General features: G+C 54.2%; 21 protein-coding genes. 15 read left to right on the forward strand and 6 right to left on the reverse strand.

The features are described from left to right. Positions 1–9: 9 nt before the first annotated feature. The gene (locus GTU79_RS00425; RefSeq protein ID WP_203524518.1) at positions 10–945 is read right to left on the reverse strand and encodes an extracellular solute-binding protein; all 936 of its coding nucleotides are present in this window, start codon (positions 943–945) and stop codon (positions 10–12) included. A 305-nt stretch (positions 946–1250) separates the two neighbouring features. Between GTU79_RS00425 and GTU79_RS00430 the strand changes: the two genes are divergently transcribed. The 10 genes from GTU79_RS00430 to GTU79_RS00475 all read left to right on the forward strand — a co-directional run bounded on the left by GTU79_RS00430 (position 1251) and on the right by GTU79_RS00475 (position 11157). After that, positions 1251–1679, forward strand: coding sequence for a TOBE domain-containing protein (locus GTU79_RS00430; protein WP_132923995.1), 429 nt, complete (start codon positions 1251–1253; stop codon positions 1677–1679). 404 nt (positions 1680–2083) lie between these two features. Beyond that, positions 2084–2911, forward strand: a complete 828-nt coding sequence (nifH, locus tag GTU79_RS00435; protein WP_132927923.1) for a nitrogenase iron protein — start codon at positions 2084–2086, stop codon at positions 2909–2911. A gap of 81 nt (positions 2912–2992) precedes the next feature. Continuing rightward, positions 2993–4558: a nitrogenase iron-iron protein, alpha chain gene (gene anfD / locus GTU79_RS00440; RefSeq protein ID WP_132923994.1), complete on the forward strand. Its 1566-nt coding sequence runs from the start codon at positions 2993–2995 to the stop codon at positions 4556–4558. A 10-nt stretch (positions 4559–4568) separates the two neighbouring features. Beyond that, positions 4569–4919, forward strand: coding sequence for a Fe-only nitrogenase subunit delta (gene anfG, locus GTU79_RS00445; RefSeq protein ID WP_132923993.1), 351 nt, complete (start codon positions 4569–4571; stop codon positions 4917–4919). A 15-nt stretch (positions 4920–4934) separates the two neighbouring features. Beyond that, positions 4935–6323 carry a Fe-only nitrogenase subunit beta gene (gene anfK / locus GTU79_RS00450; RefSeq protein ID WP_203524517.1) on the forward strand — a complete coding sequence of 463 codons (1389 nt, stop codon included), beginning with the start codon at positions 4935–4937 and terminating at the stop codon, positions 6321–6323. Between the two features lie 108 nt (positions 6324–6431). Then, a complete protein-coding gene (locus tag GTU79_RS00455) occupies positions 6432–6848 on the forward strand; it encodes a hypothetical protein (RefSeq protein WP_203524516.1) in 417 nt (138 codons plus the stop codon). Positions 6849–6863: 15 nt separating this feature from the next. Next, on the forward strand, positions 6864–7370 hold the full coding sequence (locus GTU79_RS00460; protein WP_253073466.1) for a pyridoxamine 5'-phosphate oxidase family protein: 507 nt from the start codon (positions 6864–6866) through the stop codon (positions 7368–7370). 12 nt (positions 7371–7382) lie between these two features. Then, positions 7383–8000 carry a Fe-only nitrogenase accessory protein AnfO gene (anfO, locus tag GTU79_RS00465; RefSeq protein ID WP_203524515.1) on the forward strand — a complete coding sequence of 206 codons (618 nt, stop codon included), beginning with the start codon at positions 7383–7385 and terminating at the stop codon, positions 7998–8000. A 363-nt stretch (positions 8001–8363) separates the two neighbouring features. Next, positions 8364–9983 (forward strand): sigma 54-interacting transcriptional regulator, encoded by a 1620-nt coding sequence (locus GTU79_RS00470; RefSeq protein WP_203524514.1) that lies wholly within the window; start codon positions 8364–8366, stop codon positions 9981–9983. Position 9984: 1 nt separating this feature from the next. Further along, a complete protein-coding gene (locus tag GTU79_RS00475; protein ID WP_203524513.1) occupies positions 9985–11157 on the forward strand; it encodes a sigma 54-interacting transcriptional regulator in 1173 nt (390 codons plus the stop codon). A 451-nt stretch (positions 11158–11608) separates the two neighbouring features. Here GTU79_RS00475 and GTU79_RS00480 read toward each other — a convergent pair whose 3' ends face one another. Then, entirely contained in the window at positions 11609–12373 is a 765-nt protein-coding gene (locus GTU79_RS00480; RefSeq protein ID WP_214513631.1) for a glutamine amidotransferase, read from the reverse strand. 838 nt (positions 12374–13211) lie between these two features. Here GTU79_RS00480 and dppA point away from each other — a divergent pair. The 5 genes from dppA (at position 13212) to dppF (ending at position 18947) form a co-directional block, all read left to right on the forward strand. Then, the gene (dppA, locus tag GTU79_RS00485; protein ID WP_132927921.1) at positions 13212–14819 is read left to right on the forward strand and encodes a dipeptide ABC transporter periplasmic-binding protein DppA; all 1608 of its coding nucleotides are present in this window, start codon (positions 13212–13214) and stop codon (positions 14817–14819) included. A 196-nt stretch (positions 14820–15015) separates the two neighbouring features. After that, positions 15016–16035, forward strand: coding sequence for a dipeptide ABC transporter permease DppB (gene dppB / locus GTU79_RS00490; protein WP_132923986.1), 1020 nt, complete (start codon positions 15016–15018; stop codon positions 16033–16035). An 11-nt stretch (positions 16036–16046) separates the two neighbouring features. After that, complete coding sequence (gene dppC / locus GTU79_RS00495) at positions 16047–16949, forward strand: dipeptide ABC transporter permease DppC (RefSeq protein ID WP_132923985.1); 903 nt, start codon at positions 16047–16049, stop codon at positions 16947–16949. A gap of 10 nt (positions 16950–16959) precedes the next feature. Continuing rightward, positions 16960–17940: a dipeptide ABC transporter ATP-binding protein gene (gene dppD / locus GTU79_RS00500; protein WP_132923984.1), complete on the forward strand. Its 981-nt coding sequence runs from the start codon at positions 16960–16962 to the stop codon at positions 17938–17940. Next, entirely contained in the window at positions 17937–18947 is a 1011-nt protein-coding gene (gene dppF / locus GTU79_RS00505; protein ID WP_203524511.1) for a dipeptide ABC transporter ATP-binding subunit DppF, read from the forward strand. Before dppD ends, dppF begins: the two co-directional genes overlap by 4 nt. Here dppF and GTU79_RS00510 read toward each other — a convergent pair. The 4 genes from GTU79_RS00510 to bcsD form a co-directional block, all read right to left on the reverse strand. After that, positions 18920–19450, reverse strand: a complete 531-nt coding sequence (locus GTU79_RS00510) for a hypothetical protein (RefSeq protein ID WP_214513632.1) — start codon at positions 19448–19450, stop codon at positions 18920–18922. The genes dppF and GTU79_RS00510 overlap by 28 nt on opposite strands. A gap of 206 nt (positions 19451–19656) precedes the next feature. Further along, positions 19657–20352 carry a hypothetical protein gene (locus GTU79_RS00515; RefSeq protein WP_214513633.1) on the reverse strand — a complete coding sequence of 232 codons (696 nt, stop codon included), beginning with the start codon at positions 20350–20352 and terminating at the stop codon, positions 19657–19659. Between the two features lie 341 nt (positions 20353–20693). After that, a complete protein-coding gene (locus tag GTU79_RS00520; protein WP_203524509.1) occupies positions 20694–21695 on the reverse strand; it encodes a family 8 glycosyl hydrolase in 1002 nt (333 codons plus the stop codon). A 14-nt stretch (positions 21696–21709) separates the two neighbouring features. Further along, complete coding sequence (bcsD, locus tag GTU79_RS00525; RefSeq protein ID WP_214513634.1) at positions 21710–22180, reverse strand: cellulose biosynthesis protein BcsD; 471 nt, start codon at positions 22178–22180, stop codon at positions 21710–21712. Between the last annotated feature and the right edge of the window lie 5 nt (positions 22181–22185).

A 22185-nucleotide genomic window follows, 5' to 3' on the forward strand; every position in this document is an offset into this window, starting at 1 on the left:
GTTGCGCGCTTATTGATAAAGCACCCCGCCCTTAGGCTGGCCGTAACCGTTTTTCTTAAGCTCCGCCTGGCCGGCCGGGCTTTGCAGAAAAGCGATAAATTTACGGCCCAGGGCGGCATCGGGGGCGTTTTTCAACACCGCGGCATAAAACACCAGCGGCTGGGTTTGCAGGGTTTTTTCCTGCCCCTTGGAATCAGTCACCTTGAAGCTTACTTTGCTATACCAGTCCTTGGTCATGGCGGGGTTGCTGAGATTGATTTCATCGGGCAAGGTGATGTAGGGCAGCTTTGACGAGATGGTCGCGCTTTCATAACCTGAAGCCGCGTCCACCTGCCCGGCTTCCATTCGGGTCAGTAAACCGCCTTCGGCGAACACCTGTTGCGGATTTTGCACATCGCCCAATACCTTGTGGGTTAAACCGGGCTGTTGATAATATTTTTCCGCCAGCAGCATGGTGAAAATAATATTTTGTCCCTGCGGGTCATTGATGGGATCCGTGCGGCCGAACTTCAACCCCGGGGATTCCAGGACTTTCCACCAGGGCGCGGCGCCCGGTTTGGCGTTTTTAATGGCTTCAAAGGCGGGGGCGAAGGTGCTTTTGGGATTATAGGTAATCACCATGCTGGTACTGGCAACCGGCACGGCTTCATCAACCAGACCAGCCTGCTTGAGGATATCCATGGGTCCGGGGGTGATGGAAACAAAGACGTCCGCCACGACTTTCTTCGATTCCAGCAGGTGCGCCATGCCATAGGCGCCCTGCCCCTGGCCTTGATAAGCGGCATGCTCATTTTGGGCAAAGGTCGGGCCGAGATATTTATCCATCACCACGCCCATTGAACCGGCATAAGTCACTCGTATATCTTGCGCCGCCTGGACCGACAGGCTGGATATAGCCCCCAGCGCGCACAGTATCATGGCCGGCAAATATTTTTTCTTTATCATTTTGGGTTACCGTTATATAAAAAATTACATAACAATATCGGCTGCTTAAGTCAAAATGCAAGCTAAAAAAACTGTCAAATTATTAATGACGCTTTAGGATTATATGAGAGGATATGATTTACGCTGCCTGCCGCTGTAAAAGGGACTCTTACCTTTATATTGCCTGTTTTTTCCTAAAGAGGGGAATATAAGAGCCGCCAGGAAGAGCCGCGCGCATTGAAGCGAAGTTTATTTAATTGCCGTCCCAGGATGAACCGACCACAGCGAAGTGCCGTGAACTTTCTTTAATCTGATAGGGGTACCAAATGATTACATCAGCCAGAAATCAGCTTACGGGAACCGTATCCGCCATCACAGCCGGCGCGGTTAATGATGAAATTGAGATTACCCTGCCTAACGGCAAGGCGTTGATTGCCACCATTACCCATAGCAGCGTGCAATACCTCGATCTCAAGCGGGGCGGAGAAGCCATCGCTTTTATCAAAGCGCCCTGGGTGATCCTGACCGCCGCCGATACCGGTCTGCGTTTTTCGGCGCGCAATCAATTCGCCGGTAACGTGAAGGCGGTGGTCAAAGGCGCGGTCAACAGCGAAGTGACGGTGGAGATCGATGCCACCATGTCACTGGTCTCGGTGATCACCAACGAAAGCGTCAACGGGTTGAAGCTTAAGGAAGGGGATGCGGTAACCGCGTTGGTTAAGGCTTCCAGTATCGTTATCGCCACCCGCGCCTGAGGGCGGCCATAAGTGGAGAGGGTATAGTGGCCCTCTTCGCTGCATCTGTACATAAATGTACATTGTGGGGAATATATATACCCGAATGTATTTTGTCCGGAAATGAGGTTTTTAATTAAATAAACATCAGAGAACTTTTCTTTGAAAAAAAGTACTTGAATGTACTAATTAGCGAAAATCCCCTATCGAGTTCACAGTTTTGCGTTTAGCAGCCGTCATCCTGGCAAGAATAACAATAAGGAATAAACCCTGTTAATACAGGCGCTAAAGTCCCTCAGATAAAATTAAACGGCAATTTAACCCTGATTTAAAACCCCATGGCGGGTTATTGGCATGGGGTTTGCTCTATGTCTATGGCAAGCAATATTATCAGCAGTTTTTATTCATCAGAGGAGTTATTCATTGTGACTCGCAAACTGGCAATTTATGGTAAGGGTGGCATCGGTAAATCAACCACCACGCAAAATACCGCGGCCGCATTAGCCCACTTCCATCACCAAAAGATTTTTATTCATGGTTGTGATCCGAAAGCTGACTCAACCCGGCTTATTCTCGGCGGCATGCATCAGGAAACATTGATGGATGTATTGCGGGATCAAGGGGCGGAAAAAATCACTAATGATATGGTGGTGAAAACCGGTGTATTCGGCATCAGCTGCGTTGAGTCAGGCGGCCCGGAACCGGGTGTAGGCTGCGCGGGACGCGGCGTCATCACCGCTATCGACCTGATGGAAAACAACAAAGCCTATTCCGAAGATCTTGATTTCATTTTCTTCGATGTATTGGGCGACGTGGTTTGCGGCGGTTTCGCCATGCCCATCCGCGAAGGTAAAGCCCAAGAAGTCTATATCGTCGCTTCCGGCGAAATGATGGCAATTTACGCCGCGAATAATATCTGTAAAGGTTTGGTTAAATATGCCAAGCAGAGCGGCGTTCGCCTCGGCGGGATTATTTGTAACAGCCGTAAGGTAGATGGTGAAAAAGAATTCGTTGAAGAGTTCACCGCGGCCATTGGTACGCAAATGATCCATTTTGTGCCCCGTGACAATATCGTGCAAAAAGCCGAGTTCAATAAAAAGACCGTGACTGAATATGATCCTGAATCTAACCAGGCCCATGAATACAGTGAACTTGGTCGTAAGATTATTGAAAATAAAAACCTGGTTATTCCTAAGCCCTTGTCGATGGATGCCTTGGAAGCCATGGTGGTTAAATACGGTTTGGCGGATTGATTCCGGCCTTGCCCTAAAAAGTTAAGGGCCGGAGTCATGCTGGCCGCTTAGTGTATTACCGATGAAGTCGGGGATTGAATTATGCCACATCATGAGTTTGACGTTAGCAAATGTATTCCTGAGCGGAAGCTGCATGCTGTCGTTAAAGGAGCTGAAGAAGATTTATCGTCGGTGCTCCCGTTGGGCTATCTGAATACCATTCCGGGAACACTGTCGGAACGCGGCTGCGCCTATTGCGGTGCCAAGCATGTGATTGGCACCCCGATGAAGGATGTTATCCATATCAGTCACGGGCCGGTGGGTTGTACTTACGATACCTGGCAGACCAAACGCTACATCAGCGATAACGATAATTTCCAGCTTAAATATACCTTTGCCACCGATATGAAAGAAAAACATATCGTGTTCGGCGCTGAAAAAGTGCTGAAGCAGAATATCCTGGAAGCGTTCAAGGCCCAGCCCACGATTAAGCGCATGACCATTTACCAAACCTGCGCCTCGGCGCTGATCGGCGACGACATCGCCGCGGTGGCCCAGGAAGTGATGGATGAAATGCCGGATGTGGATATCTTTGTCTGCAACTCGCCGGGTTTCGCCGGTCCAAGCCAGTCCGGCGGGCATCACAAAATCAATATCGCCTGGATCAACCAGAAAGTCGGCACGGTCGAACCGAAGATTACCAGCGATCATGTGATCAACTATGTGGGTGAATACAACATCCAGGGCGATCAGGAAGTGATGGTGGACTATTTCAAGCGCATGGGTATCCAGGTGCTGTCCACCTTTACCGGCAACGGTTCCTATGACGATTTGCGCTCCATGCAGGGCGCGCATCTGAATGTGCTGGAGTGCGCCCGCTCGGCGGAATATATCTGCAACGAATTACGGGTACGTTACGGCATCCCGCGTTTGGATATCGACGGTTTCGGTTTTGGACCGCTGTCGGATTCCCTGCGTAAGATCGGGCTGTTTTTCGGCATCGAAGATCGCGCCCAGGCCATTATCGATGAAGAAACCGCACGCTGGAAACCGGAACTTGATTGGTATCTGGCCCGCTTGAAAGGCAAAAAAGTCTGCTTATGGCCCGGCGGCTCCAAGCTGTGGCACTGGGCGCACGTTATCCATGAAGAGATGGGCGTGGAAGTGGTGTCGGTGTATACCAAATTCGGCCACCAAGGGGATATGGAAAAGGGTATCGCCCGCTGTGAATCCGGCGCGATGGCCATTGACGATCCCAACGAACTGGAAACCCTGGAAGCCATGTACCAGCTCAAGCCGGATGTGATTTTTACCGGCAAGCGGCCTGGTGAAGTGGCCAAGAAAATCCGGGTGCCTTACCTCAACGCCCATGCGTACCACAACGGGCCTTATAAAGGTTATGAAGGCTGGGTGCGGTTTGCCCGGGATATCTACAACGCCATTTATTCGCCGATCCATCAGCTCGCCCTGCTGGATATCAGCAAAGACGAGATCCCCACCGACAATGGCTTTGTGACCCAGAAGATGCTCTCCAGCTCCATGGTGAGTGAAGAGGTCAGTTCATCCACCACTTTGCGTCAATATACCGGCGGGTTCGACAGCGTGACGAAATTACGTGAACGTGTTTATCCCGCTTTCGCCAGACAGACTGTGAATACCGAGGAATAAGGAGGACACCATGGCAAGTCCGCTCGACAACCAGATTGAACAGCTGGTGGATTACATCATGAAAAATTGCCTGTGGCAGTTCCATTCCCGCGCCTGGGATCGGGAAAAGCAGAACGAGGGCATTTTATCCATCGCCGAACAGTTGCTGTGCGACGAACCGGTGGATTTGAGTACCCCGGCCGCACGGTGTTACTGGGCGGATGCCGTGGTGCTGGTGGATGCCTATAAGAGCCATTTTTCCTGGCTGGCCGCCATGTCAACGGCGGAGATCAAACAGCTCATCGCGGCACTGCATGAGCGTTTGAACTACCTGACGATTACCGGATCGTTGAATAAAGAACTCACCGATCAGCGCTATTAGATAGAGGGCAATATCATGTCGTGTGAATTAAAAGCCAAAGACCGTGCCGGTGTGATCAACCCGATATTCACCTGTCAACCGGCGGGAGCGCAGTATGTCAGCATCGGTATCAAGGATTGTATCGGTATCGTCCACGGCGGCCAGGGGTGCGTGATGTTTGTGCGCCTGCTGATTTCCCAGCATTTGAAGGAGAGTTTCGAAATCGCCTCCTCTTCGGTGCATGAGGACGGCGCGGTATTCGGCGCCCTGGATCGCGTTGAGCAGGCCGTAGATGTCCTGCTGATGCGTTATCCCCATGTGAAGGTCATCCCCATCATCACCACCTGCTCCACCGAAGTGATCGGCGATGATGTGGACGGGGTGGTGAGAAAGCTGAACGAGGAATTATTGCAGGAAAAATTCCCCGGACGTGAGGTTTACCTGATTCCGATCCATACGCCGAGCTTCGTCGGCAGCATGGTGAGCGGCTACGATGTGGCGGTGCGGGATTTTGTGAAATACTTCGCCAAGAAAACCGAACCCAACGGCAAGCTGAACGTGGTGACCGGCTGGGTAAACCCAGGGGATGTCACGGCGCTGAAACATCTGCTGGCGGAAATGCAGATCGACGCCACCGTGCTGTTTGAAATCGAAGATTTCGATTCACCGGTCATGCCCAGCGGAAATACCGTTTCCCACGGCAATACCACCATTGAGGATTTACGTGGAACCGCCAACGCGCTGGGAACCATCGCCCTCAATCGTTACGAAGGACGCAAGGCCGCCGATTGGCTGGCGGAAAAATTCGATATCCCGACCATTATCGGGCCCACGCCCATCGGCATCCGCAATACGGATACCTTTTTGCAGAACCTGAAAAAGCTTACCGGCAAACCGATTCCGGAATCGCTGGTACGGGAACGCGGCATCGCCATCGACGCACTGACGGATCTGGTGCATATGTTCCTGGCGGATAAGCGTGTCGCGATTTACGGTAATCCGGATTTGGTGATAGGTCTGGCGGAGTTCTGCCTGGATCTGGAAATGAAGCCGGTATTGGTCCTGCTTGGGGACGATAACGCCCATTACGACACCGATCCCCGCGTCACGGCACTGCAGGAAAAGGTCGATTTCGATATGGAAATAGTGACCAATGCGGATCTCTGGGATCTGGAAAAGCGCATCACGCAAGACGGCCTGAAACTGGATCTTATCCTCGGACATTCCAAAGGACGTTTCACCGCCATCGACAACCAGATCCCCATGGTGCGGGTGGGTTTCCCTACCTACGATCGGGCCGGATCCTACCGTCATCCGGTGGTGGGCTATGCCGGCGCCATCTGGCTGGCGGAGCAAATCGCCAACGCGCTGTTTACCGATATGGAATACAAGAAAAACAAGGAATGGCTGCTGAACGTTTGGTAAGGCGCCCCCCGTGATGCCGCTGTCCGGCGGCACCCGGGGCGCTGCGTCCATTGGCTTCTTACCGGATGGCGAATCGCGGTCCGGTCACGCCTCCCGAGGATAAACCCGATGTCCAAATTGATTTTCGAAACCGAACAGAAAAAGTTTACCCGCCTTTCCGCCGATGCCCGTGGCTATCACCGCCGCGCGGTACTGTTTGCCGAACAGGCGCAATCGCCGGGGCTGATTTTCAACGTGGGGTCCATTGCCGTTGAATGCTATCTCATCGCCTTATGCGCCTATTACGGCAGCATGGCGTTTAATCATAACTATTCCAGCCTGATGGATACCGCGGAAGAGGTCATCAACTTCCCGCCGGAGTTAAGCCTGAAAATCCGGGCGCTGGATGAAATATTCGGTATCTGTTCCCTGGATAACTATCACCACGGCACTCCCACCGAGGCGGACGCCGCCGGGATCGTCGAAATTTGCCTGGCGCTGTCGGCGATGCTGGACGCCCTAGCGGTGAATAAGCTTCCTTATTAATTAAACGAGGACATTATGCAGTCGATGACAGGCGTTGCGCCCCATGGGCACCCTCATGGCGAAATGCGTCGGGATGATAGGGAGATAACCGATGCGGCGGAGATCAATGAAATCCTAAATGCCGCCAAAGTGATGTATATCTCCCTGGCGGATAACAACATTCCTTTTATGGTGCCGGTGTTTTACGCCTGGGACGGGATGTCCTTATATTTCCACTCGGCCCGCTCCGGCAGCAAGATAGATATCCTGAAAAGAAACAACGCCATCTGTTTTGCCGTTTCCATCGAGCAAGGGGTGGTGGAAGACGAGGTTATTTGTAATTTCGAGGCCAAACATCGCACGGTGATTGGCTTGGGTAACGCGGTATTTATTGAGGATGAACAGGAAAAAATCGCCGCCCTGAACCGCATCGTCGCCCGGTTCAGCGATAAAGCCTGGAGCTTTCCCCAGGCCAATCTGCGTTCCACCCTGGTATTGCGCATTGATGTGGTGTCCATAAAAGGTAAAAAACACGGTTTTTAACCGGAGGACAAAATGAAAATAGCGGTATTTGTCGATACCGAAGGCAAAACGGCGTCTTTGTATCAGCAGGGTACGATTCGGGTGTACGAATCCTTGCCGTCAGGCTGGCAACCGGTGCGGGAAATCCCCTTTGGCCTGAGGGAAGATATGGGACTGGCGGAAATCCGTGCCCACATCCTGGCAATGCTCGCCGACCTGGACGGCTGCCGTCATTTTGTCGCCCGCGCCATTAACGGCGCGATGCTGTCCTATTTTGACGGTATGGGCATTGTAATGTGGAAGCTGACAGGGGACCCGGTGGGTTTTTTACCGCGGATACAGCATATCGCCCTGGACAAAACCCGTCAGGAGCAGACCGCGCAGGGGGCGACAGCCGCCACGTTTATCAAACCCGGCGACGCGGCGGGGGAATATCGGCTCAACCTTATCGACGCCTTGAAGAGCGATAGCGCATTAACCTCCAAACAGGTTTTGCAGCCTTTTTTGCGCCGGTCGGATTTTACCCGGCTTGAGATCGTTTGCGATCATTTGCCCAAATGGTTCGACAGGGAATTACCGGCGCTGGAATTGACCCTGGCGGCGGAGAAAAAGCCGGACGGCCGTTGTTATGCCGTGATCAGCCGTCCCTGAGGGCAACGCTTCGCCACGCTGCTTTTAGTTCAGGCCAAACGGTATTCCCTCCGTCGCGCTGCTTGATGACCGGGTCCCGGTCGGCATGTATCAGGCAATGATCCGCGCTTGAAGGAAGTCGGCGGCCCTGACCGGCTGCTTTCAATCAAGGAAGGTCTACCCACCGTGCTAAAACGTACAATGCCGCCGAAGGATTGTCGTTTATGGTACAAAATACAGCCAACGGCGTAATGGCCCCGGCGGCAATATGATGCCAAATCATATCGTTATATATTTTATTACATAGCGACTTTTGGCGTCCGTCTTGCAATATCCTCTGCTCAAGCCAGCTATTTTCCGGCAGACACCGCTGAGGAGAGGGTCATGAATCAAGTCGTTAACCCACTGACAAATCACGTCGCCACCCACTCTTTATTGACGGAGTCATTGTCCTTTTCCTGCCACTTGGGTGAGTGCCGTTCCGAACTGCTGCCCTTGCTGTCGGAAGTGAGCAAAGTGGTCAGCCGCGAGGGATCGTTATCCAAGACATTAAAGCTGGTGCTGGAATTGATGCAAAAACACCTCCAGGTCACCCGCGCGATGATTTCCCTATACGACGCCAGCTGCGATCAGATTTTTATCCATGAAAGCTTCGGACTGTCCCGAGAAGAGAGCGAAAAAGGGGTCTATTACCCCGGCGAAGGCATTACCGGCAAAGTGGTGGAAACCAGACAGCCGATTATCGTGCCGGTTATCGCCGACGAGCCGTTATTTCTCAATCGTACCGGCAGTTGGGATAGAAACCTGGATAGCCGTCTTTCCTTTATCTGCGTGCCCATCATGCGCGGCATGAAAGTCATGGGCACCATCGGGGTAGAGCGCTTATACAATAACCGGCAACTGCTGCACCTCGATCTCGAAGTGCTGGGGATTATCGCCACCACCATCGCCCAGGCGGTGGAGCTTCATCTGCTGGAGCGGGCCCACAAACAAGTGTTGCAGGCGCAAAGCGCCCGGCTGAACAGCGAATTAAAGGAAAAGTTCAAGCCCTCGAATATTATCGGCAATTCCAAAGCCATGCAGTCTGTTTACATGATGATTGATAAGGTCAGCCATGCCCGCACCACGGTGCTGATTCTGGGTGAAAGCGGCGTGGGTAAAGAGCGGGTGGCCAGCGCCATTCACTACAACAGCAGCTGCGCCCACGGGCCCTTTATCAAATTCAACTGCGCCTCGCTGCCGGAAAGCGTGATTGAAAGCGAGCTGTTCGGCCATGAAAAAGGCGCCTTCACCGGTGCGGTGGCGCGCCGGGCCGGCCGCTTCGAAGAGGCCCATGGCGGCACCCTGTTCCTGGACGAAGTGGGTGAGCTCTCTCCGGCGGTACAGGCGAAACTGTTGCGGGTCATTCAGGAACGCTGTTTCGAACGGCTCGGCAGTAATGAATCCATCAAGGTGAATGTACGTATTCTGGCGGCCACCCATTGCGATTTGACCGAAATGGTGGAAAAAGGCACCTTCCGCGAAGATCTGTTTTATCGGCTGAACGTGTTTCCGATTACCATCCCGCCGCTGCGGGAACGGGGTAACGATATTCTGCTGCTCGCCGAGCATTTCAATGCCTATTTCGCCAAGGAGCAGCAGGTGGACGTCCCCACCATCGCCACGCCGGCGCTGAATTTGCTGCTGAGCTACGATTGGCCGGGCAATGTGCGGGAATTGGAAAACCTGATGGAGCGGGCGGTACTGCTGGCGGAGGGCGGCGTGATCCACAGCTACAACCTGCCTAACGGCCTGCAGCCCGCCGTGCTGGGTGAACTCGGCGGCCAGTCCGGCCTGGAAGCGCGGTTATCCCTGATGGAATACGAAATAATCGTCGAGTCCCTGTCGCGCCATCAAGGGAACATGTCCAAGGCAGCGGCGCAATTGGGCCTGACCCGGCGCATGCTCGGTTTGCGCATGGCAAAGTACCGGCTCAATTATAAAGATTACCGGTGCGGAGGTTAAAATGAGTACACAGACCGATCTCGTTAAAACCGGCGAGCAGGACCGGATATCCGTCCCGCGATTCAATCCCGCCCCGGGCCGGCCGGTCCACGGCCGGTCCCGCAAGCCCCACTCCAGGCACGAGGTGGACCACATCATCGCACGCTCCCCCGCCATGAAAAATATCATGGCGATCCTCGCGCGCATAGCGCCGACCCGCACGGCGGTGCTGCTGCGCGGCGAGCCCGGCACCGGCAAGGACGTCATTGCCCGGGCGATACATAATCTGTCGCCGAACCGCGAAGGGCCTTTTATCAAAGTCTGCTGCGACTACCTTAATAATGAACAGACCCTGCTGGAGCTGTTCGGCTGCGATTCCGGCTATTCTCCCGGCGCCGCCCGCTACCCCGGCGATATCTCCCTGGCGGCGGGCGGCACGCTGTTTATCAGCGAAATCGGCCATTTTTCCCTGGCGTTGCAAAAAAGGCTGCTGCGAATGTTGCAGGACCAGCTCTATCGGCCCTTGGGGAGCACCGAAACCTTGCCAAGCGACGTGCGGATTATCTGCGCCACGGAAAAAAACCTGGAAGCAATGATGGTGCGGGGGGAATTTTTGCCGGAGCTCTATTACCGGATCCATATCGCCACCGTTAACCTGCCGCCGCTGCGGGACAGAAAAGAAGACATCCCCGCCCTGGCGGCCTATTTTTTTGAACGCTACAACCGGGTTAACGGCCTGCGGCTCTCCATCACCGAGGCGGCGTTGGCGCCGCTGTATGTATGCCACTGGCCCGGTAATGTCCGGGATCTGGAGAATTGCCTGGAACATGCCGCCCTGTTGGCCGCAGACGATGTAATCCGCCAACTGCCCTGCCTGGCGGGACGGTGCTTTCGCCAGCGGCTGAACCAGAAAATCAGCCGGCAGGAAGAGGTACCGCCGGCCCATGAAAGCAACGACGGCGTTCTTGCACCGGCGGCCGCCTGGCGGCCCGTAACCCCCGCAGGCCAAGGCACCCTATCCCCCCCGGCCCACGACGCCGCCTTAGTGGACGAGGACGACCCCCGTAACCGGTTAATCAGCGCGCTGGAAAAAAGCGGCGGCGTCAAAGCCAAAGCGGCCCGGTTGCTTAACATCACACCCCGCCAGCTCTATTACGCCCTCAAAAAACTGCAAATAGAAGTCAAGAAATTCTAGCGACTGCATCGGGCTAAAACCCTGTCCGCGAGTACCGCACTTTAAACCGTGCCCGGTCGGAGCAGGATGCTAGATCGTAAACACGCCGTAAATCCATCCCTGGAGGCTCGATCCGCGCCGTCCTGGCGCGGACGGTTTACTCTCCTAGCATCCTGCCCCGCCTCATAAACTCTGAGAACGTTTGCAAGTTCCCCACGGCCCGCGAGGCCCGCTGTCACCGAACGTGCAACGGGCATGTTAAAGGGAGAGCGCGCCAATGGGGCCGACGCGGGCGTGGTTTTACCGCCCGCCGAAGCGCCCCATGGCACGCTAGGCCCGCTGTCACCGAACGTGCAACGGGCATGTTAAAGGGAGAGCGCGCCAATGGGGCCGACGCGGGCGTGGTTTTACCGCCCGCCGAAGCGCCCCATGGCACGCTAGGCCCGCCATCACCGATCCTGAACCGGACGTGTTAAAGGGCACCCATGCCGATACCGGGGTTCAAGCGCGCCCCGCGCGCAATCATCAAGCAAAGACCCCAGCCAGCCAGGACCGCCAAAAATCCCCCGCAGCCTGCGCCAGCAACGGCGCATAGCGGCGGCTCTGTCTCCCGCAATTGCGGCACGCTCACCCCCGCCCCGGCCAGCTCGGCGGCATGGCCCACATCCCACGACTCCAAACCCGCCGCGGTCACCTCCAAATGACACTGGAATCCCAACGCATAGTCACCCAATGCAAAGGCCTGATTGGCATACCTGTCTGAGCCCGCCAAATGCCATGCCCCGGCCGGCAGATCAAAGGTATCCCCATGCCAATGCAACACCTTCACCTGCCGGTTCAACAGCCCGGACAGCGCCGGCAGCCGCGAGATGTCCCCACCGGCATGCAGCGCCCCCCAGCCGATTTCCTTACCCGCCGTACCGGGATAAACCCTGGCGCCCGCCGCCGCCGCCATAAGCTGCCCTCCCAGGCATATCCCAAGCGTCGGCCGCTGCCGCGCCAGCCTGGCGCGTATCAGTTCGATTTCAGGCACCAGGAAAGGATAGGCCTCCTGTTCATACACCCCGATAGGGCCGCCCAAGACAATCACCAGATCGTAGGCCAGCGGGTCCACCTCGGACCAGTCCAGCGCGCAGGCGTCGGCCATGGTGATGTTAAACCCGCTCCGGGTTAATATCCCCCCAAGGGATCCCAAGTCCTCAAAAGCGACGTGGTAAATGGCCAATGCATTACGCATTATATTCTTCCAGTAAAAGAGTTATTAATGAAAACGGGAATAGATATTTTTATCAGGTTAAATCTTTCGCGAAATAAAAATCTTTTATTTAATTGATCTCGGCATTGCCAATTGCTTAAAAATGTCTACCCCGCTGTTTAAGAGCGGTAAAAGACGGCAGGAACCACAACCAAAATATCAGACAACACCCCCTTGGCGCCGCGAATTATTCAGGGGAATATAGCGTGTCGAGGACGCGCCGACGCTGGTGATCCTCTGTTATTCTTATGGCTAGTCATATTGTTTTAATATAGTAGGCGGATAGTATGGCGATGTGAGCGGCAGAGTTGTCGAATCGCCAAATAACCTAATTAATGACAGCATTTTAACCTGCTTTTAACCCACATTCTTGAAACAACCGTTCATATATTAGCCATTCGGAAAGAAAGTTTTTTAGTTTTTAATTAGAATCTATGACCAGTAATCTTTGATAATAGAGTGCAATACTTTGGTTTATTAACTATAAGCCTAATGTTCGTGCTGGTTTTATGATCAAATACCTGGTGTTTATGTTCGTTTGGCCCACCCCTTAAAATGTGTAAATCCCTATTGGTTATATTGACGTCATGGCAAACTGTTGCCAAATTGGGAGCCTCGGAAGTCAGGGGGGCAAAGGATTGTTTGAATGTGTCCTGCATTCAGCATGTCGGTCGACGCTTTTCATCGGGCAGTCCGCACTCTTCTTTCCCCTCTTTCGTTCGGTTGCCGCAAGGCGCACAGCACAGACCGCAGCCTAAAAAAAACAGCGTCTGGCCGTATACACAACACACAACATCACATCACGTAATGGAGCATAATGATGACAATTTCCTTGACCAAATCAGGGATACTGAAGGTCGGCATTAGCCTGGCTGCTTTAGCTGTGGCTGCCAGCGTTCAGGCCAAAACCCTGGTGTATTGCTCAGAGGGTTCGCCTGAAGGGTTCAATCCGCAGCTGTTCACCTCCGGCACCACCTTTGACGCCAGTTCCGTTCCTATCTATAACCGCCTGGTGGATTTTAAACTCGGCACTACGGAAGTGATTCCGAGTCTGGCGGAAAAATGGGACATCAGCGCCGACGGTAAAACCTATACCTTCCATTTGCGTCACGGCGTCAAGTGGCAGGAAAGCAAGGATTTCAAACCGACGCGCGAACTTAACGCCGACGACGTCGTCTTCTCCTTTACGCGCATGAAAGATGCCAATGCCCCCTACCATAAAGTTTCCGGCGGCAGCTATGAATACTTTGACGGCATGGGCATGGGCGATTTGATAAGCAGCGTGGAAAAGGTCGACGATTATACCGTCCGCTTTAACCTGACCCGTGCAGAGGCGCCTTTCCTGGCCGATTTAGGCATGGACTTCGCTTCCATTATGTCCGCCGAATATGGGGATGTGATGATGAAAGCCGGCACGCCGGAAAAAATCGACCTGAACCCAATCGGCACCGGTCCGTTCCAACTGCTGCAGTACCAGAAGGATTCACGCATTCTGTATAAAGCGTTTGAAAACTACTGGGGCACCAAACCGAAAATCGATCGCCTGGTATTCTCCATTACCCCCGACGCGTCGGTACGTTACGCCAAACTGCAGAAAAACGAATGCCAGGTTATGCCGTACCCGAATCCGGCCGATATCGCCCGCATGAAGCAGGACAAAGATATCACCATGCTGTCCCAGCCGGGTCTGAACGTCGGTTATCTGTCGTTCAACGTACAAAAGAAACCGTTGGACAACCTGAAGGTCCGCCAGGCGCTGACCATGGCGGTGAATAAATCCGCCATCATCGACGCCGTTTACCAGGGCGCCGGCCAAGCGGCCAAGAACCTGATCCCGCCGACCATGTGGAGCTATAACGACGCGGTGCAGGATTATCCTTACGATCCGGTCAAGGCTAAAGCGCTGCTGAAAGATGCCGGTTTCCCCGATGGCTTCTCCATCGATTTATGGGCGATGCCGGTACAGCGTCCCTACAACCCGAATGCCCGTCGCATGGCGGAGCTGATTCAGTCCGACTGGGCGAAAATCGGCGTGAAAGCCAAGATTGTCAGCTATGAATGGGGCGAGTATCTTAAACGCGCCAAAGCCGGCGAGCATCAGACCGTTATGATGGGCTGGACCGGCGACAATGGGGATCCGGACAACTTCTTCGCCACCCTGTTCAGCTGCGATGCGGCTAAAGACGGCTCCAACTATTCAAGATGGTGCTACAAACCGTTTGAGGACGTGATCCAGCCGGCCCGCAGCACTTCCGATCAGGCAAAACGTATCGAGCTGTACAAGCAGGCTCAGGTGGTGATGCACGATCAGGCCCCTGCGTTAATCATTGCCCATTCAACGGTGTACGAACCGGTGCGTAAAGAAGTCAAAGGGTACGTGGTTGATCCGTTAGGTAAACATCATTTCGAGAACGTATCTTTAGAGTAAAGGTCAATAAACCCTCCTTAACCCTATAGGGAGCCCCCTCCGTTCATGCGAGGGGGCGGGAACATCCCCTGTGCCGCACAGGGGAAGGTATCGCGCCAGCGAGGCCACGGGGGGGAATCCTGAAGATGTGAGCTTTGATAACCCGGTCGCCGCAAGCGACCGGGTAAACTATATACAGAAACAGAGAGTTCGGAATATGTTGCAGTTCATACTCCGACGTTTGGGACTTGTGATCCCGACGTTTATTGGTATTACCTTGCTGACGTTTGCGTTTGTCCATCTGATCCCGGGCGATCCGGTGTTGATCATGGCCGGCGAACGGGGCATGTCGCCGGCGCAGCACGCCCAGGCGATGGCGCAATTGGGCCTGGACAAACCGCTCTATGAGCAATATATCCGTTATGTCGTCGGCATTCTGCACGGTGATCTGGGTATATCCCTTAAAAGCCGCATACCCGTCTGGCAAGAGTTTGTGCCGCGTTTCAAGGCAACCCTCGAACTGGGTGTTTGCGCAATGATTTTCGCCGTGGCGCTGGGTATTCCGGCCGGCGTGCTGGCTGCGGTAAAACGCGGCTCGCTGTTTGATCATACCGCGGTCAGTATCTCCCTGGCCGGCTATTCGATGCCCATCTTCTGGTGGGGCATGATGCTTATCATGCTGGTGTCGGTGCACTGGAATCTCACGCCGGTCTCCGGGCGGGTCGGGGATACGGTGTTCCTGGACGATTCGCTGCCCCTCACCGGATTTATGCTGATTGATACTCTGATCTGGGGGCAGCCCGGTGATTTTATCGACGCCCTTAAGCATATGATTCTGCCGGCCATCGTGCTCGGCACCATTCCACTGGCGGTGATCGTGCGCATGACCCGCTCGGCGATGCTGGAAGTGCTGAGCGAAGATTATATCCGTACCGCCCGGGCCAAGGGCCTAAGCCGTATGCGGGTCATTATCGTCCATGCGCTGCGCAATGCCCTGCTGCCGGTGGTCACGGTCATCGGTTTGCAGGTGGGTACCCTGCTGGCGGGGGCAATTCTCACCGAGACCATTTTTTCCTGGCCGGGATTGGGGCGGTGGTTGATTGAAGCCTTGCAGCGCCGGGATTATCCGGTGGTGCAGGGCGGTGTGTTATTGGTAGCGATCCTGATTATTGTGGTGAACCTGCTGGTGGACGTGCTGTACGGCGTGGTTAACCCGCGTATTCGCCACAAGAAATAGGGGAATGGAAAATGACTGAAATTTCTGAGCCGGTGGTAGCCGGCGCACCTAAGCCCATGACCCCGTTGCAGGAGTTCTGGCACTATTTTCACCGCAATAAAGGCGCGGTAATCGGGCTGGGTTACATCGTACTGATGTTCGTGATTGCCATCGGCGCCGGGGTAATAGCGCCACACGGCCCGGCCGAGCAGTTCCGCGAAGCCCTGCTGCGGCCGCCGGTCTGGATGGAGGGCGGCAGCTGGCAGTTCATCCTGGGTACTGATGACGTCGGCCGCGATATCATGACCCGGTTGATGTACGGCGCCCGGCTGTCGCTGCTGGTGGGCTGCCTGGTGGTGGTGCTGTCACTGATTTTCGGGGTGATATTCGGCCTGTTGTCCGGTTATATCGGCGGACTGGTGGACGTTATCATCATGCGTGTCGTGGATATCATGCTGGCGCTGCCCAGCCTGCTGCTGGCTCTGGTGCTGGTGGCGATATTCGGCCCCTCCATTGTGAATGCCTCCCTGGCGCTGACGTTCGTGGCATTGCCACACTATATCCGTTTAACGCGCGCGGCGGTGCTGGGGGAAGTGAACCGCGACTACGTGACCGCCTCCGGCGTTGCCGGCGCCGGCGCCATGCGGCAGATGTTTATCAATATTCTTCCCAACTGCCTGGCGCCGTTAATCGTGCAGGCGTCGCTGGGTTTCTCCAACGCCATCCTTGATATGGCGGCGCTGGGCTTTCTGGGCATGGGCGCGCAGCCGCCGACACCGGAGTGGGGCACCATGCTCGCCGACGTGTTGCAGTTTGCGCAAACTGCCTGGTGGGTAGTGACCTTCCCCGGGGTCATTATCCTGCTCACCGTTTTAGCCTTTAATTTGATGGGCGACGGGCTGCGTGATGCGCTCGACCCCAAACTCAAGCAGTAACGAGGAAGCAATGGCGTTATTAACCATAGATAAACTGTCGGTGCATTTCGGTGATGAAGGGACACCGTTTCGCGCCGTCGATCGTATCAGCTACCAGGTGGAGCAAGGCCAGGTGGTGGGTATCGTGGGCGAATCCGGCTCCGGTAAGTCGGTAAGTTCGCTGGCCATTATGGGCCTGATAGATTTTCCCGGCCGGGTGATGGCGGAAAACCTGGTATTCAACGGGCGGGATTTGCAAAAGATCTCCAATAGCGAGCGCCGCCAGCTGATCGGCGCCGATATTGCGATGATTTTCCAGGATCCGATGACCAGCCTGAATCCTTGCTACACCGTGGGTTACCAGATTATGGAAGCCATCAAGGTGCACCAGGGAGGCAACCGCAGAACCCGGCGCCAGCGGGCTATTGATCTGCTGACCCTGGTGGGGATTCCCGCCCCGGCTTCCCGTCTGGATGTCTATCCCCATCAGCTGTCCGGCGGCATGAGCCAGCGGGTGATGATAGCCATGGCCATTGCCTGCCGGCCGAAGTTATTGATTGCCGACGAGCCCACCACCGCGCTGGATGTGACTATCCAGGCGCAGATTATCGAACTGCTGCTGGATTTGCAGCAGCGGGAAAATATGGCCCTGGTGCTTATTACCCACGATCTGGCCCTGGTGGCGGAATCGGCTCATTATATTATCGTGATGTACGCCGGGCAGGTGGTGGAAACCGGCAAGGCGACGGAAATCTTCCGCGCGCCGCGCCATCCCTATACCCAGGCGCTGCTGCGCGCCCTGCCGGAGTTTGCCGCCGATAAATCGCGGCTGGCCTCGTTGCCGGGCATGGTGCCGGGTAAATACGACCGCCCGCTGGGATGCTTGCTTAATCCCCGCTGCCCCTATGCCGACGAGAAATGCCGCCAGGTGGAACCGGAGCTGATGACGCTGCCGGATCGGCAGTCGAAATGCCACTATCCGCTGGATGACGAGGGGAGACCCACCCGATGAGCGAACCTATTTACGATCCCGCGTCAACGGCGCTGCTGCATGCGGTTGATTTAAAGAAATACTATCCGGTGAAAAAGGGCATTTTCGCCAAGGAAACCCTGGTTAAGGCCCTGGATGGCGTCTCGTTTACCCTGGAGCGGGGTAAGACACTGGCGGTGGTGGGCGAATCCGGCTGCGGCAAATCCACCCTGGGCCGGCTGCTGACCATGATTGAAATGCCCACCGGCGGCGAACTCCATTATCTGGGCCAGGATTTGCTGAAACCGGACCAGACCGCGGAGCACTTGCGCCGGCAGAAAATCCAGATTGTGTTCCAAAACCCTTACGGCTCGCTGAATCCCCGTAAGAAAGTGGGGCAGATACTGGAGGAGCCTTTGATTATCAATACCTCCCTGAACCGGGAGCAGCGCCGTGAAAAAGCGTTGGCGATGATGGCAAAGGTGGGGTTGCGCACGGAGTACTACGAGCGCTATCCGCATATGTTTTCCGGCGGCCAGCGCCAGCGTATCGCCATTGCCCGCGGTTTGATGCTGGACCCGGATGTGGTGATTGCCGATGAGCCGGTTTCCGCCCTGGATGTGTCGGTTCGCGCCCAGGTCTTGAACCTGATGATGGACCTGCAACAGGAAATGGGGCTGTCCTATGTATTCATCTCCCACGATCTGTCGGTGGTGGAGCATATCGCCGATGAAGTGATGGTGATGTACCTGGGACGCTGCGTGGAGAAGGGCAGCAAGGCGGCGATATTCGACAATCCGCGCCATCCCTATACCCAGGCGCTGCTGTCCGCCACGCCGCGGCTGAACCCCGATTTGCGCCGCGAACGCATCAAGCTGACCGGCGAGCTGCCCAGTCCGTTGGATCCGCCGCCGGGATGCGCCTTCAGCGCCCGCTGCCGCCGCCGCTTCGGTACCTGTACCGAGTTGCAGCCGCAGCTGAAAAAATACGGCGAACAGCTGGTGGCCTGTTTCGCCGTTGATCAGGATGAGGCGCAGGGCATTCGCTGAGGCGTGCGCCATAACCTTGCTAGCGGGCATGATGAGATTTTCCTGGTCCATCGTGCCCAATGGCTACCCCCCAACATCATCCCGCCATTAGCGCCGATAAACGCTCCCGGAAGTGTGCATGGCAGCAGTGAAATCATTGGCATTTCAATTAAGTCAATCAGTCGCGACCCCACGGCAATTAGCCCAAAAGTAGCAAACATTACATATTCACCTATGGACGGCATGAAATTCAAAGCACTGTTTCCGACAGACCTCAGCGCCCGAATAAAACCTCCAGGTGAATTGAGTATGCTTGCGGAATCATCAATGCCTGTGGAGGGTTGATGGTTATTAATTTCTAAATTATTTTTTATCTCAATTTTATTTTCATCAAAAGAAGCGAATAATGCTGGATTAGGCTTGCCGCCAAAGCCATCTTTTAAATTCAGCAAGCTGGCTTCATAATCCGACGTAAGATATTTCTTTCCAAATATGCCGTCGGACGTTAAATCTTTAAAATTCATCTAATCTTTTGTCAATACTCTCAAGAACGTTTTAGATTCTGTTGACGGATTGATATTGCCGGGAGGGTTTAAGCGATTTGAAACGGCTTTATAAAGTTCACGACCCTTATCGTTTGAGTTGTATTGGAGTGTATGCACTCCATTGTTATCTATATAGCATTTCAGCCCCTGATCCCAACATAATGTTTTACCCTCGGATAACCCATTTATGCTAACATCCAGTAAGGCTTTATTTTTACCAAGCAGTAAAAAATTGCATTTGCCTTGTTGTAATCCGATTGGGGCATTCCAATGAATTGCAACCCTTCAGCACTCTCTCTGAGCTTCCCGGCGGTATCCTGGAAAGTAGTAGGAGGATTTATGGATAAAATAATGATTTCACCTCGGGCTTTATCGTCTTCAACTAAGGATCCATGGCCGACAATCTTCTTAAAATAGGCCTGCTCAGTAGTAAATGCCCGGCAATTTTCCCCGGCTTCCGCTTTGAACCGTTTCAAAAACTGCTGAAAGTCTTTATCGCCATATAATACATCTATAATGCGCCAGGCTATATTTTTATAATTTGCCTGCTGAAGTCGTTGATGGATATAAGCTTCAGTCAATAACCCCCCCGAGCCCAATGATATTAAGGTAATAGAGGTGTCCTTGCTAGGCGTAATATGAAAAATTTCATCGGTCACGTTGTTTATGAACGTTATCCGGCCATTGAGCGAAGCAATTTCTTTGCTCTCAAACCAGTAAAGACCGTTTCTAACTCGCAGAGCATGTTGATCATCTCCATCTAAAAACGTTTCATTTTGTACTTGATGGGCGGTTAAAGGGGCGGGTAATGGGGCGCTTACTAAATCAGACGGCGATATAATAGCCGTACCCTTGTTATTTATGGTTACTGATGAATGCATCTTTAACGATCTCCTTTTATTCTTTGTGGATAATATAATTTGATTGATCACAGTTATATGATTATTATCCATCCATAGCAACCAAAGTATATTAATAAATTACTGGAGCGCTCCCGCCGGAATAACTTTATAGGCTCTGTCACAACTAAACAAGTTTTATTCTTCGATAATCAAGAAGAGTGGCTAATATTATTTATTAATAATGAAAATTATAATAAATATATAATATATGGATACTATGCATCCCCGGCAGATTATCACATGACAAACGCAGCGGAGGGTATTCCCGGCATACCCGGAAACCCTGCACCCCGTTATGCAATTTAATCTATATTAAATGGCTATTTTAGCGACCAGTACGTCAGCAGATGCAGGCTGGCGGAGTAATAATCCTCTTGCGACAGGATGTTGTCGGTGACCTGGGCCTGATTCCCCATAATAGCGTCCCGGATGGCCAGCATGCCCGGCGTCAGCATGTAATTGGGCTTTTCGCCGGTGAGTACATCCACCCAGGCCGGGGTGCTCAGACGGTCGAACTGCCGCCAATAGCCGACATAGGGCCCCAGGGCCAGGCTCCTGGGCTGCGCCCAATTGATGTAGAGGGGAATGCGAACGGCATCGAAGCTGAAGCGGGCAGGCTTGTTATCCGCCGGAGACAGGGTTTTATCCGATCTTAGGGTGACCCAGTCGGTGGGCAGCTGCGGGTCGCCAAAACGCATCTGCGCCAGCAGCTTCAGGCCGTCGGTGGATAAATCATTCCAGGTTTTCAGGTGGCCCTGCTGATAAAACGCCTGCCAGGCCGGGAAGATGAAATAGGAGGGATTGAGCGTTATCGCGCTGGTTTGATTGAACCCCGTCACACCGGGCAGCAAGACGGTATAGCTGGCGTACCGGATCACGTTGTGTTTGATCAGCGCCTCCTGAAGCTTGCCGGAGGCGGCGATATAGGCCGGCTGCTGCCATTTTTGGCCCGCCAGCAGCAGTGCCCAGGCGATAAGGGTATCGCCGTCGGATGCGGTATTGAGATCCGCCACCGGCGGGGTGCTGGCGGGGTCGTAGCGCCAGGAATAGAGGCCGATATCTTTGCGATACAGGTGGGCATCGCTCCATTTCAGCAACTGATCAAAAGTGGCGCGATCGTTATTGAACACCGCCAGCAGCATGCCGAAACCCTGTCCTTCGCTGTGGCTGATATTGTGGTTGCCGGTATCGATGATCCGGCCTTCCGGCAGCAGAAAGCGGCTTTTATAATTATGCCAGCCCATGGTTTCCCCCTGGGTGGAGCCGGAGATCAAGGCAAAAACCAAACCTATCAGCAGTGCGAAATGGCGAGCGAATTTCATAAAACGACCGTCCCTTATAAGCCGTTACGGTAACTGAACGTCATCACGCCTTCGGCGCTGTCTTGCTGCCAACGCAGCGCAACATGTGATTGACCCCCTTGCGCCACCAGCCATGCGGCGTAGGCGCCTTCCAGTATTGCCGCCAGCCCGGCAATCCATTGCGACTCATCCGCTCCGGCCGCCGCCGCCGGGAAGGCATAATGCTTAAGCGTCAGCGAGGCCTCCGCCGGCTGCAGACGCACATAACCCCAGTGAAAACCGGCCCACAGGCGGTTAAGCTCGTCCTCGAGATCGCCGACGGTTTGCGCCTGCGCCATGGGAAAACGCTGGGCAAGACGGCTGCCCATCAGGTTGAGAAACTGCCGCCGGTCTTCATCGCCGGCGTTCTCGGCGATGCCGGAGAGCATAATATCCAGTATATCCTGCCAGCCGGACTGATATTGCCGCCGGCGATAATAGCCCAGCTCGGGAGAAGCGTTAAGCATATCCT

It is taken from the genome of Sodalis ligni, assembly GCF_016865525.2.
Classification (GTDB): domain Bacteria; phylum Pseudomonadota; class Gammaproteobacteria; order Enterobacterales; family Enterobacteriaceae; genus Acerihabitans; species Acerihabitans ligni.